Origin of the sequence: Shewanella indica (assembly GCF_002836975.1) — a bacterium.
In the GTDB taxonomy this organism is placed as follows: domain Bacteria; phylum Pseudomonadota; class Gammaproteobacteria; order Enterobacterales; family Shewanellaceae; genus Shewanella; species Shewanella indica.
Genome location: NZ_NIJK01000025.1, coordinates 68851 through 81672 on the forward strand (window position 1 = coordinate 68851; position 12822 = coordinate 81672).

Below are 12822 nucleotides of genomic sequence, written 5' to 3' on the forward strand. Positions count from 1 at the left end.
CAAGTGTTTCAATACGGGCAAAGGCCGATGGCAGCGGCGGTGGACACCAAGCTGCTCGCAAAATGCCACAACAAACTTTACCTTTACGTAAACTTCATATATCTTGCCAAACAGGTTCAATTTTATGGTGTTATCGATGAGCGCAAACCACAATCCACAAACCACTTACTCCATCAGTGATCTGTCAAAGGAATTTGATATCACCACCCGCAGCATCCGCTTCTATGAAGATCAGGGGCTGCTCAAACCCAGGCGTCGTGGCCAGACCCGTATCTACAGTCTCAAGGACAGAGTCAGACTGAAACTTATTCTGCGCGGCAAGCGTCTGGGCTTTTCCCTGGCGGAAACCCGCCGACTGTTTGAACTCTACGATGCCGACAAGAGCAGCCATGCACAGCTCAATACCATGTTGGCCCTGATTGAGGAAAAAAAGACCTCACTGCAACAGCAGATGGACGATATCAAGGTGGTGTTGATGGAACTCAATTCTGCCGAACTTCAGTGCCGTCAGGCGCTGGATGACATGGAGCAGGAAAAAGCCTGAGCCATTGACCAAACACCATAATAATAAAATAAAAATATTAACTTACAGGACATCAAGCCAATGAACTCTCTCTACTCAAGCCTCAACTTTGGACTCGGTGAAGAAATCGATATGCTGCGGGATGCAGTCAACGGTTTCGCCGCCAATGAAATTGCCCCCATTGCCGCCAAGGTGGATCAGGACAACGCCTTCCCCAATGAGCTTTGGCCTCAGTTCGGCGACATGGGGCTGCTTGGGATCACAGTCCCCGAAGAGTTCGGCGGTGCCAACATGGGTTATCTGGCGCACGTCGTCGCCATGGAAGAGATCTCCCGCGCGTCGGCGTCCATAGGTTTGTCCTACGGCGCCCACTCCAACCTGTGCGTCAACCAGATAAACCGCAACGGCAATCAGGCCCAGAAAGAAAAATATCTGCCCAAGCTGGTCAGCGGCGAACATATAGGCGCACTGGCGATGAGTGAACCCAACGCAGGTTCGGACGTGGTTTCCATGAAGCTGCATGCCCGCAAGGAAGGCGACCGTTACATTCTCAACGGCAACAAGATGTGGATCACCAATGGCCCGGATGCCCACACCTATGTGATTTATGCCAAAACCGACTTGGACAAGGGCCCGCACGGGATCACTGCCTTTATCGTCGAGCGCGGCTTCAAAGGCTTCTCCCAGGCACAGAAGCTCGACAAGCTGGGAATGCGCGGCTCCAACACCTGTGAACTGGTATTCGAAGACTGCGAAGTCCCGGAAGAGAATATTCTCGGCGGCCTCAACCAGGGTGTGAAGGTCCTGATGAGCGGCCTCGACTACGAGCGGGTGGTGCTCAGCGGCGGCCCGCTTGGGATAATGACCGCCTGCATGGACATAGTGATGCCCTATATGCACGAGCGGGTGCAGTTCGGCAAATCCATCGGCGAATTCCAACTGGTGCAGGGCAAACTGGCCGACATGTACACAGGCATGAATGCCGCCAAGTCCTATATCTATAACGTCGCCAAGTCCTGCGATCGCGGCGAAACCACACGTAAAGATGCCGCCGGAGCCATTCTCTACAGCGCCGAGCTCGCCACCAAGATGGCACTGGACGCCATTCAGCTGCTGGGCGGCAACGGCTATATCAATGAATACGCTACAGGTCGCCTACTACGCGATGCCAAGCTCTATGAAATCGGCGCTGGTACTTCGGAAATCCGCCGCATGCTCATCGGCCGAGAGCTGTTCAACGAAACCAAGTAATGGCGAATGCCGGGGCCGTTCAAGCGGCCCTTCACGCTCCCCCATTCAGTCGAAAAGGATGACAAGCCGTGCCTCAAATCAGCAGTAGAATCAACGCCCGCAGCGATGAATTCAGGGAAAAACAAGCCGCCATGTCCCACCTGGTGGCCGATGTCCAACAAAAACTCAACAAGATAGTCGAAGGCGGTGGCCCTGTGGCCATGGAGCGCCATCTGTCCCGCGGTAAACTGGCGCCGCGTACCCGGGTAGAGAAACTTCTGGATCCCGGCTCGCCATTTCTGGAACTGAGCCAGTTTGCCGCCTTCGAAGTCTATGACGAAGAAGTGCCCGCCGCCGGCATCATAGCCGGGATCGGCCGGGTCAGCGGAGTCGAGTGCATGATTATCGCCAACGACGCCACGGTCAAAGGTGGCACTTACTACCCGCTAACGGTGAAAAAACACCTGCGCGCTCAGGAGATAGCCGAACGCTGTCACCTGCCTTGCATCTATCTGGTGGACTCGGGCGGTGCCAACCTGCCGCGCCAGGATGAAGTGTTTCCGGACAGGGATCACTTCGGCCGCATCTTCTTCAATCAGGCCCGCATGTCCTCCAAAGGGATCCCGCAAATCGCCGTGGTCATGGGCCTGTGCACCGCAGGTGGCGCCTATGTGCCGGCGATGGCCGATGAGTCGATTATTGTCCGTGAACAGGGCACCATCTTTTTGGCCGGCCCGCCGCTGGTGAAAGCCGCCACAGGTGAAGAGGTCAGTGCCGAAGAGCTCGGCGGCGCCGAGGTACACACCAAGATAAGCGGTGTGGCCGATCATCTGGCGCAAAACGACGACCACGCGCTGGAGCTGGCCCGCAATGCCGTCTCCCGCCTCAATCACCAAAAGCAGATTGCCCAGACACTGAGCCAGGTAAAGCCGCCCAAGTACGATATTCATGAGCTCTACGGCATAGTCGGCACCGACTTGAAAAAGCCCTTCGATGTCAAAGAAGTGATAGCCCGCATCGTCGATGACTCAGACTTCGACGAGTTCAAGGCCGGTTATGGTGCCACTCTGGTATGCGGTTTTGCCCGTATTCATGGCTACCCGGTTGGCATAGTGGCCAACAACGGCATTCTGTTTTCCGAGTCGGCGCAAAAAGGCGCTCACTTCATCGAGCTTTGCTGCCAGCGCAAGATCCCGCTGCTGTTTTTGCAAAACATTACCGGCTTTATGGTCGGCAAAAAATATGAGCATGAAGGCATAGCCAAACACGGTGCCAAGATGGTGACTGCAGTATCCTGCGCCACTGTGCCCAAGTTTACCGTGATCATCGGCGGCTCCTACGGCGCCGGTAACTACGGCATGTGCGGCCGCGCCTTTGAACCCACCATGATGTGGATGTGGCCCAACGCCCGCATCTCAGTCATGGGGGGTGAACAGGCCGCCGGAGTGCTGGCCACAGTGCGTAAAGACGGCCTGGCCCGCAAGGGGCAGACCATGAGCGCCGAGGAAGAAGCCGCCTTCAAGGCTCCGGTAATAGCCCAGTACGATAAAGAGGGGCATCCCTACCATGCCAGCGCCCGCTTGTGGGACGATGGCATTATCGACCCGGCCCAGACCCGTGATGTGGTTGGCCTGGCATTGTCGGCGGCGCTGAATGCGCCCATTGAGGACACACGTTTCGGCGTGTTCCGCATGTAATGGAGGCCGGTATGGATTATCAATATCTGACCTTAACCACCGACTCCCGCGGCGTTTCATCCCTGATGATGAATCGCCCGCAGCTGGCCAACGCCTTCGATGAGGTGATGATTGCCGAGCTCATTGATGCGCTGGAGTCCCTGGCCCGGGATCCTGCCTGCCGGGTGCTGCTGCTGAAAGCCAACGGTAAACATTTCAGCGCCGGCGCCGACCTGAACTGGATGCGCAAACAGGCGGCGATGGACTTTGACGACAACCTCAAAGACGCCGCCGAGTTGGCCCGGTTGATGGCCACTCTGGATCAATTCCCCAAGCCGTCATTGGCCCTGGTGCAGGGCGCGGCCTTTGGCGGAGCGCTGGGGCTGGTGTGTTGCTGCGATATCGCCATAGCGACGCCCAAGGCCAGCTTTTGCCTGTCCGAGGTGAAGCTTGGCCTGATCCCGGCGGTTATCAGCCCCTATGTGCGCCGCGCCATGGGCGAGCGTCAGGCGAGACGCTATATGTTGACCGCTGAGCGTTTCGATGCCGAAGCCGCCAAGACTTTGCAACTGGTGCATCAGGTAGCAGACGATCTCGAGGCCGCCGCCGCGCCCCTTATCGAATCGCTGCTGGGCAACAGTCCGCAGGCACTCAACTGGTGCAAACAGCTGATAAGCGATATCCGCCACGGACTGATAGATGAACAGACGCTGGCGCTCACCGGCGAGGCCATCGCCCGGATCCGGGTGTCTGCTGAAGGCCAGGAAGGGCTGAACGCCTTTTTCGAAAAACGCCCGCCGAGCTGGCAAGGCTCAAGTGACAATCCGGGCAACAACTCCAGTTGCAATCCAGGCAATAGCTCAAACCCGCCACAGCGCCGTGACTAAGGAAGGATGTAAGATGTTCAACAAGATTCTGATTGCCAACCGCGGCGAAATTGCCTGTCGCATCATACGTACCGCCAGGTCATTGGGAGTGCGCACTGTCGCACTGTTCTCGGATGCCGATCGCCATGCCGCCCACGTGGCTATGGCCGATGAAGCCTTTTATCTGGGGGGCTCGGCGCCGGCCGACTCCTACCTCAGGGGCGATGCCATCATCGATATCGCCAAGGCCTGTGGCGCCGAGGCGATCCACCCGGGTTATGGTTTTCTGTCGGAAAACGCCGGTTTTGCCGCCGCCTGTGAACGGGCCAATATCGCCTTTATCGGTCCCAAGGCCGATTCCATAGAAGCCATGGGCAGCAAGAGCGCCGCCAAACTCATCATGGGCCGCGCCGGAGTACCACTGGTGCCCGGCTATCACGGTGATGACCAGAGCGATGAAGTGCTGCTCAGTGAAGCCGAAAAAATCGGTTTCCCGCTGCTGATCAAGGCCGCCTTCGGTGGCGGCGGTAAGGGAATGCGGATTGTCCGCAGCCTGACGGAAGTCAAGTCGGCCATCGACTCGGCCCGCCGTGAAGCCGCCTCCAGTTTTGGCAATGACAAGCTGTTGATGGAGCGTTACCTGGAGCAGCCGCGCCATGTGGAGGTGCAGGTATTTGCCGACACCCAGGGCAATGCCATTTATCTGTCAGACAGGGACTGCTCGATTCAGCGCCGCCACCAGAAAGTGGTGGAAGAAGCGCCGGCCCCCGGCCTCAGCGACGCCCTGCGCCGCCGCATGGGTGAAGCCGCCGTGGCTGCCGCCCGCGCCATCGACTATGTGGGTGCAGGCACGGTCGAGTTTCTGCTGGACACCCATGCCACAGAAGAAGACGGCAGCTTCTTCTTTATGGAGATGAATACCCGTTTGCAGGTAGAGCATCCGGTTACCGAACTGGTGACAGGGACAGATCTGGTGCACTGGCAACTGCTGGTCGCTGCCGGAGAGCCTCTGCCCCTGACTCAGGAGCAAGTTGCCATTAATGGCCATGCCTTTGAAGTGCGAATTTATGCCGAAGATCCGGATAACGACTTCCTGCCCGCCAGCGGCAAGCTCAACTTCCTGCGCGAGCCCAAGCCATCGAGCCATGTGCGTATCGACTCGGGGGTCCGTGAAGGCGATGAAATCTCCAACTTCTACGACCCCATGATAGCCAAGCTGATCGTCTGGGATGAATCACGCCCAAGAGCGCTGCAGCGCCTGCAAAGGGCTTTGGATGACTTCCAGCTCACCGGCCTGAAACACAATATCGGTTTCCTGGGTAAAATCGCCGCTCACCCGGCCTTTGCCAGCGCCGACTTCAGCACAGATTTTATTGAGCGCTATCAAGCACAGCTGCTGCCTCAAGCGAAAGACAGCACTTTGCCCTTGCCGCTGCTGGCCAAAGCCGCACTGTATGAAATGCTGTGGCGCAAACGCGACTCCCGGGCCAAACAGGCAAACAGTCAGGACCCATCCTCGCCTTGGGGCAGCGCCAGTGGCTTTAGACTCAACAGCGCCAAGCGCCACGATATTGCCCTGATGGACGATGAACACCATATTCATCACCTGCAGCTGACTGAGCTGGCCAAGGCCGATAGCTGGCAATTGACACTGGATGGCCAAACCCTGGTTATCGAAGGCGAGTTGAGCACAGATGAGGCCGGTGGTGACACGCTTCGCTGTGTGGTCGATGGACATATCAGCAGCCAACGAATCAGCCGCCAGGGCATGGACTTTACCCTGCTTGGCCGCTCCGGCGAGCTTAGCGCCTGCCATTTCCGCGCCATTCAGAATGAGCTGGAAGAGGAGCAGGCCAACCATGCCGATCTGCTCAAGGCGCCGATGAACGGCACCATAGTCACCCACCTGGTGGCTGTAGGCGACAGCGTTAAGGCCGGCCAAGGGCTGATGGTGATGGAAGCGATGAAGATGGAATACACCATAGCCGCGCCTTTCGATGGCACTGTGAGTGAGTTTTTCTTCCAGCCCGGCGAACTGGTCAGCGATGGCGCCCAGTTGCTGGAGCTCAGCGAACAACTCAAGGAGGCTTAAAAATGCTGCCTCCCAAGGTAAGCCTGTTTGAAGTGGGCCCAAGAGACGGCCTGCAAAATGAAACCTCGGTCAGCACTCAAGCCAAGATAGCCCTGATTGAAGCGCTGGCCGATGCCGGGGTGAAGCGCATCGAAGCCGCCAGCTTTGTGTCGCCCAAGTGGGTGCCGCAAATGGCAGACTCGGGCGAGGTACTGCGTGGCATTTCACGCCGCGCCGGCGTCTGCTACAGCGCCCTGACTCCCAATCTCAAGGGCCTGGAGTTGGCGCTGGCTGCCGGCGCCGATGAAGTGGCGGTATTTGCCGCCGCCTCCGAAGGCTTCAGCCAGAAGAACATCAACTGCTCCATCGAAGAGTCCATCGCCCGCTTCGAGCCCCTGCTGAGCCGGGCCAAGGAGCAAGGCATTCGGGTTCGCGGCTATGTTTCCTGCGTATTGGGTTGCCCCTATGATGGTGAAATCGCCCCGGCAGAAGTGGCTCGGGTCGCCGACATTCTGCATCAATTGGGCTGCTATGAAATATCCCTCGGCGACACCATAGGCGTAGGTACACCGCTCAAGGCCCGCAAAATGCTGGAAACCGTGGCCGAGCGCGTACCGGTAGAGCGCTTGGCGCTACACTTCCATGATACCTATGGTCAGGCGCTGGCCAACATTCTCGCCTGCCTGGAAACCGGCGTCAGTGTAATAGATACCTCGGTCGCCGGACTCGGTGGCTGCCCCTATGCCAAAGGCGCATCCGGTAATCTGGCCAGTGAAGATCTTGTCTACATGCTGCATGGTATGGGTATAGACACAGGCATAGATCTCAACAAACTGGCCCGGGCCGGACGGCAGATAAGCCAGCAGCTTGGCCGGCAAACCGGTTCAAAAGTAGCCAGAGCCCTGGGAGCTTAAGGCCTCCAGGTGGCACAACAGATAAGCAGTAAAACGACAGATAATAAACAGCAAGGACATCACTATGGCAGGACTCAATAAAGTCGTCGGCAGCTACGACGAAGCGCTCGCAGGTCTCACCAATGATATGACAGTCATGGTGGGTGGTTTTGGCCTTTGTGGCATTCCCGAAGGCCTTATCAATCAAATGGTCAAGCTGGGCGTCAGCGGCCTGACCGCCATCTCCAACAACGCCGGGGTGGACGACTTCGGGCTGGGGCTGCTGCTGCAACATAAGCAGATAAGCACAATGATCGCCTCCTATGTGGGTGAAAACGCCACCTTTGAGCGGCAGATGCTCAGCGGCGAGCTCAATGTAATCCTCACTCCGCAAGGCACTCTGGCGGAGAAGATCCGTGCCGGCGGCGCCGGGATCCCCGCCTTCTTTACCGCCACCGGCTACGGCACCCCGGTGGCCGAGGGCAAAGAGACCCGCGAAATCAATGGCCGCCACTATGTGCTGGAAGACGCTCTGACCGCCGACTTCGCGCTGATCCGCGCCTGGAAGGCCGATACCATGGGTAACCTGGTATTTCGCAAGACAGCCGCCAACTTCAACCCCATGATGGCCACCGCCGGCAAGATCACTGTGGTGGAAGTGGAAGAGATAGTCGAGCCGGGTGAGCTGGACCCGGATCATATCCACACCCCGGGCATCTATGTGGATCGCGTCATCAAGGGTGTGTTCGAGAAGCGTATCGAACAGCGCACAGTCAAACAGGCATAAGGGCAGGAGAGCAAAATGGCACTTTCAAGAGAACAACTGGCCCAACGCGTCGCCAAGGAACTCAAAGACGGTTACTACGTCAACCTGGGGATAGGTATCCCCACTCTGGTGGCCAACTATATCCCCGAGGGCATGCAGGTGATGCTGCAATCGGAAAACGGCCTCTTGGGCATGGGTGAATTCCCCACCGAAGACACTATAGATCCGGATCTGATCAACGCCGGCAAGCAAACCGTTACCGCCGTCAAAGGCGCGTCTTTCTTCTCCAGCGCCGAGAGCTTCGCCATGATCCGTGGCGGGCATGTGGATCTCACGGTACTGGGCGCGTTCGAGGTGGATGTCGAAGGCTCTATCGCCTCCTGGATGATCCCCGGCAAGCTGGTTAAAGGCATGGGCGGCGCCATGGACTTGGTGGCCGGCGCCGACAATATCATAGTCACCATGATGCACGCCGACAAACACGGCAACTCCAAACTGCTGAGTAAATGCGAGTTGCCGCTCACGGGTTATGGCTGCATCAAGCGGGTACTGACAGACCTGGCCTTTATCGAAATCAAGGACGGCGCCTTCCACCTGCTGGAGCGGGCGCCAGGTGTGAGTGTCGAGGAGATAGTTGCCAAAACCGCCGGCAAGCTTATTGTCCCCGAACATGTGCCAGAGATGGCCTTGTAAGAAATTAAGTCTCTGAGGCCTATTATCACTCACAATAGGCCGACCTTGACCGGGCCGATTTTCAGCGGACCATAGTTTTTGAGTCGCCATCGCGACTCAAAAACCCCCGGATAATATTGGGTGTGACGGTTTTATCTCAAAACTTGCAAAACGCCACTTTTAGCTGCTGAGCAACTCACGGGCATTGGCCAGGGTATTGCTGGTGATGGTATCGCCACCAAGCAACCGGGCCAACTCCTGCACCCGCTGCTCTTTATCCAGCGCCACCATAGAGGTTTCGGTACCGCTGCCCTTGGCATGTTTAGCAACAAACATATGCTGATGGCCGTTACCTGCCACCTGCGGCAAGTGAGTCACACACAATACCTGGGTCGACTCTCCCAGGGTACGCAACATGCGGCCCACCACGGCAGCCGTCGGTCCGGAAATCCCCACATCCACCTCATCAAAAATCAGTGTCGGAGTCGCTACCTTACGGGCGGTTATCACCTGAATACCCAGGCCGATACGGGAAAGCTCGCCCCCCGAGGCCACCTTGGCCAGACTCTGCAGTGGCTGCCCCGGATTAGTGGTCACCAGAAACTCCACCCTGTCACTGCCGTTGACCGACATCTGCCCAGGATTAAACTCCACCGCTATGCTGAACTTGCCCTTGGGCATATTGAGCTCATGGATGGAAGCTGTGACCAACTTGTCCAGCTCTTTGGCATAGCGGCTACGGCTCTGACTGAGTTTCTGCGCCTGGGTCAGATAATTCTGTTTGCTGGCTTCCAATTGCTGCTCTATCTCTTCAAGCTTCTGCTCATCCGAGTCGAGACTCCCCAGCTCGGCCAGCAATTGCTGATGGTGTTGATACAGCTCTGAGGGCATCACCTGATGCTTGCGCGCCAGTTGCATCGCCTTGGAAAGTCGCGCCTCCAGCATGGCAAAGTGTTCAGGGTCCAACTCGAGCTTGTCCAGATAGCGCTGCAGTTCGCTGCTGCTTTCCTGCACCTGGATCAGGGCATCGTTGAGCATGCCGCCGACATTGGCCAGCTCAGCATCGACACTCTCAAGATCGGCACTGATATGCACGGCCCGGTTCAACAATGACTCTATGTTGGCTTCTTCGCCCTCACTGAGCAGCATCAAGGCCAACTGACAGGACTCGATCAGCGCCGTACTGTTGGCCAGACGCTTGTGCTCCTGCTCTATCTCGGCAAATTCATGCTCCCCGAGAGCAAAGTCATTGAGTTCTTCCACCTGATAGCTGAGTAACTGCTTGCGGGCAATTCTCTCCTGCTGCGACAGCACCAATTGCCGCAGTTCCTGCTCGATTTGGCGATAACGCTGATAGGCACTGCTGACCCCATCGAGCAACAGCTTATGATTGGCATAGCTGTCCAGCAGGTAAAGTTGCTGCTCTGTCTTGAGCATGGCGTGATGAGCATGCTGGCCGTGGATCCCCACCAGCAAGGGTCCCAACGCCTTGAGCTGAGTCAGCGGCACAGGGTTACCATTGATATAGGCGCGGGAGCGGCCATCGCTGCCAATGGTGCGCCGTAGAATACATTCATCTTCGAGTTCGAGATCATTATCTTCCAGCCAACGCTTGGCCAGAGGGACATCCGCCAGAGAGAAACGGGCACTGACTTCCGTCTTGCTGGCGCCGGGGCGCACACTGGCGGCATCGGCCCGGTTACCGAGACAAAGCCCCAGGGCATCGATGGCAATGGATTTACCCGCCCCGGTCTCGCCGGTAATACTGGTCATTCCCGGACGGAAGTCCAGCTCCAGAAAACGCACTATGGCAAAGTTATTGATGCTGAGTTGGCAAAGCATAATGAATTCCCAAAACACTGTATTGATAAACAGTATATACTGATTTTTTATACAGTAAATATCTGTCGATTAATTATTCCCTGTGTTCTACCCAGCCTAAACAGCCCATGCCGCTATCAAAGGCAAACTGATAAAGGTGATTAGCGTGCCCAGTAATATACCCTGGGCACTGACCCCAGCCTTGGTGTCATAACGCTGCGCCAGTAAGTATACACTCGCTGCAGTAGGCAGGGCCGCAAGAATAACCCCCATCTGCAGATTGGTGCCGCTGATCCCCATGGCTTTCAATAATAGATAAGCCAGCAGAGGTTGCAGTAGTAGCTTGCAAGCGTTGATACCAAAAAGCTCGGCCAACTGCCAAGGCCCAGGTAAGCGGGTGGCGCCGCGAACCCGGGTCGCCTTGGCCAACACCATACCTATGGCAAACAGGGCGCAGGGACTGGAGGTAGCGCCTATCTGGCTTATCATCATCGCTATCCCATCCGGCAGAGCCATACCGGAAGCCGAGACAGCAACGCCCAGGGCGCTGCCGATAACAATCGGGTTTTTCGCCAGCGCTTCAACAATAATCAGCAAGGGATGCGCCTTGTTTTCTGTATCTCTGGCAAGCTCCAGCGACACCAGTGCGATGGCAAACATCACCACAGACAACAGGCTGGCAATGGCCGCCGCAGCCAGCGCCAACTGGTTTCCCGGGTAGACTATCATCATCATGGGAATGCCGATAAAGGCGGTATTGCCAAAGGTGGCATTCAAGGCGCGAATTGCCCCAACCCCCTGACCGGCCCTGAAACAACCGGAAATCAGCAGTACCAGCAGATAGGTCAGCATCATTGCCACACTGAAACCGACGATGAAATGCCACTGGAAGATCTCCTCGAAAGAAGTTCTTGCCAGCACTATCATCATAATGGCCGGAAAAGCTATGTAATAAACATATTGGTTGAGGGCGGCGTCCGTACCATCCGGCAGGATTTTGCTTTTCTGTACCAGTGAACCTGCGAGCATAATGCCAAACACAGAGATCAGCGGAGTAATGATTCCAGTCATACTTCTTCCATTTTGCTGACTTTGGCTGTCGTACTCCCGCCGAGGATCTGCGAAAATGGCGGGGAATTCTGTATCTTGCCTGCCCTTATCAGTACAGCTAAGTAAGTTCGGCAGAGATTGCCGACAAGTTACCACAGCCGTTATCTGCCAGCCATTGCGCTATGGTCGTAGACATCGGCAGACAAGCGTTTTAAACATATCCTTGGCACATTGAGGAACAGCAATGAGTGACAATCAGGCTCCCGAACTGCAACTGCTCTACTTGTTTGTACATCTGGTCAATGCCGGCAGTTTCTCCCAGGCCGCCAAAGTACTGAATATGCCGGTGGCCACCGTCAGCCGCAAACTAGCCAAGCTGGAATCTGTGCTGGATAAACAACTACTGATGCGAACCACCCGCAAACTGAGGTTGACCGAAGAGGGACTGGAGTTGTTCCAACGCTATCAGCAACTGATAGCCCAGTTTGATGCCCTGGCCAGCGGCACCTGCGCCGACAAGCCCGAAGGCACCCTGAGAATTGCCGCTCCCATCTCGATTATCTCTATGATATTCATCGAGACACTGAACGAATTTTGCGAGTGCTACCCGGATATCAAGCTGCATATCGCTCAAAGTAACGAGGTGGTGGATCTCATCGATAAAGGCATAGATGTTGCCATAGTCGGCGGCACCCAGCCAGACTCCTCCTGGGTCTCCTGCTCTCTTGGAGTATTGGATTATCGCCTGGTGGCTTCCCCCGGGTATCTTCGAAAGGCGCCGGTATTTAACCATCCGCAACAGCTCAGTCAGCACAAGGTTATCAAGGTCTGGCCTCTGTTCAACTGGTCGCTGCGCCATCCCGATGGCGATGCCTTCTATTATGATGGCCCAGCCAACCTAACCCTGACGGATCTCCACGGTGCCATCCGCGCGACCTTAAATGACGGCGGCATTCTTTACGGCCCAGAGCTATTTTGCAAACAGGAGTTGAAAGATGGCCGGCTACAGGTATTACTGCCGGAGTGGAAAGGAGAAAAACGGCGTATCTCCCTGCTCTATCATCAACGCAGCCAGCAACCTCTCAAGGTAAAACTCTTTATCGAGTTCATGCAGCAGCGCGCCCCTGCACTGTTTTCCATGGACTGATACCCAGACGCAAAAAAGCCCGCATCGCGTAATGCCGATCAGTTAAGACAGATCGCTTGACGATCTCACTGAAAGGATCAAAATCCGATGACCTCATGTCATCGGAT

11 protein-coding genes are annotated in these 12822 nt (G+C 56.4%); 9 read left to right on the plus strand and 2 right to left on the minus strand.

The genetic code is table 11. The annotated features are described in order from the left end of the window. The first annotated feature begins 136 nt into the window (after positions 1–136). From CX650_RS06190 to CX650_RS06225, 8 genes are all read left to right on the plus strand, one after another. Positions 137–544, plus strand: a complete 408-nt coding sequence (locus CX650_RS06190; protein ID WP_025009395.1) for a MerR family transcriptional regulator — start codon at positions 137–139, stop codon at positions 542–544. Positions 545–604: 60 nt separating this feature from the next. Then, positions 605–1774 carry an isovaleryl-CoA dehydrogenase gene (locus tag CX650_RS06195; RefSeq protein WP_025889846.1) on the plus strand — a complete coding sequence of 390 codons (1170 nt, stop codon included), beginning with the start codon at positions 605–607 and terminating at the stop codon, positions 1772–1774. Between the two features lie 68 nt (positions 1775–1842). Further along, positions 1843–3450 carry a carboxyl transferase domain-containing protein gene (locus tag CX650_RS06200; protein WP_025009397.1) on the plus strand — a complete coding sequence of 536 codons (1608 nt, stop codon included), beginning with the start codon at positions 1843–1845 and terminating at the stop codon, positions 3448–3450. 11 nt (positions 3451–3461) lie between these two features. Continuing rightward, entirely contained in the window at positions 3462–4316 is an 855-nt protein-coding gene (locus CX650_RS06205; protein WP_229800089.1) for an enoyl-CoA hydratase-related protein, read from the plus strand. 13 nt (positions 4317–4329) lie between these two features. Next, entirely contained in the window at positions 4330–6387 is a 2058-nt protein-coding gene (locus CX650_RS06210; protein WP_101095306.1) for an acetyl/propionyl/methylcrotonyl-CoA carboxylase subunit alpha, read from the plus strand. Between the two features lie 2 nt (positions 6388–6389). After that, positions 6390–7280 (plus strand): hydroxymethylglutaryl-CoA lyase, encoded by an 891-nt coding sequence (locus CX650_RS06215; RefSeq protein WP_101095307.1) that lies wholly within the window; start codon positions 6390–6392, stop codon positions 7278–7280. Between the two features lie 64 nt (positions 7281–7344). After that, complete coding sequence (locus CX650_RS06220) at positions 7345–8046, plus strand: CoA transferase subunit A (RefSeq protein ID WP_101095308.1); 702 nt, start codon at positions 7345–7347, stop codon at positions 8044–8046. A gap of 15 nt (positions 8047–8061) precedes the next feature. Continuing rightward, positions 8062–8718: a CoA transferase subunit B gene (locus CX650_RS06225; RefSeq protein WP_025009400.1), complete on the plus strand. Its 657-nt coding sequence runs from the start codon at positions 8062–8064 to the stop codon at positions 8716–8718. Positions 8719–8877: 159 nt separating this feature from the next. On the opposite strand, the gene recN is transcribed toward CX650_RS06225, so the two are convergent. After that, positions 8878–10539, minus strand: a complete 1662-nt coding sequence (gene recN / locus CX650_RS06230) for a DNA repair protein RecN (protein WP_039033738.1) — start codon at positions 10537–10539, stop codon at positions 8878–8880. A gap of 96 nt (positions 10540–10635) precedes the next feature. Next, the gene (locus tag CX650_RS06235) at positions 10636–11589 is read right to left on the minus strand and encodes an AEC family transporter (RefSeq protein ID WP_039033737.1); all 954 of its coding nucleotides are present in this window, start codon (positions 11587–11589) and stop codon (positions 10636–10638) included. Between the two features lie 223 nt (positions 11590–11812). On the opposite strand from CX650_RS06235, the gene CX650_RS06240 reads away from it, so the two are divergent. Then, complete coding sequence (locus CX650_RS06240; RefSeq protein WP_039033736.1) at positions 11813–12715, plus strand: LysR family transcriptional regulator; 903 nt, start codon at positions 11813–11815, stop codon at positions 12713–12715. Positions 12716–12822 lie beyond the last annotated feature (107 nt).

Bases quoted from the DNA above. Each gene is read 5' to 3' on its own strand.
- CX650_RS06205 (WP_229800089.1), top strand. From the start codon at position 3,462: ATGGATTATCAATATCTGACCTTAACCACCGACTCCCGCGGCGTTTCA.
- CX650_RS06195 (WP_025889846.1), top strand. From the start codon at position 605: ATGAACTCTCTCTACTCAAGCCTCAACTTTGGACTCGGTGAAGAAATC.
- CX650_RS06235 (WP_039033737.1), bottom strand. From the start codon at position 11,589: ATGACTGGAATCATTACTCCGCTGATCTCTGTGTTTGGCATTATGCTC.
- CX650_RS06225 (WP_025009400.1), top strand. From the start codon at position 8,062: ATGGCACTTTCAAGAGAACAACTGGCCCAACGCGTCGCCAAGGAACTC.
- CX650_RS06190 (WP_025009395.1), top strand. From the start codon at position 137: ATGAGCGCAAACCACAATCCACAAACCACTTACTCCATCAGTGATCTG.
- CX650_RS06210 (WP_101095306.1), top strand. From the start codon at position 4,330: ATGTTCAACAAGATTCTGATTGCCAACCGCGGCGAAATTGCCTGTCGC.
- CX650_RS06220 (WP_101095308.1), top strand. From the start codon at position 7,345: ATGGCAGGACTCAATAAAGTCGTCGGCAGCTACGACGAAGCGCTCGCA.
- recN (WP_039033738.1), bottom strand. From the start codon at position 10,539: ATGCTTTGCCAACTCAGCATCAATAACTTTGCCATAGTGCGTTTTCTG.
- CX650_RS06215 (WP_101095307.1), top strand. From the start codon at position 6,390: ATGCTGCCTCCCAAGGTAAGCCTGTTTGAAGTGGGCCCAAGAGACGGC.
- CX650_RS06240 (WP_039033736.1), top strand. From the start codon at position 11,813: ATGAGTGACAATCAGGCTCCCGAACTGCAACTGCTCTACTTGTTTGTA.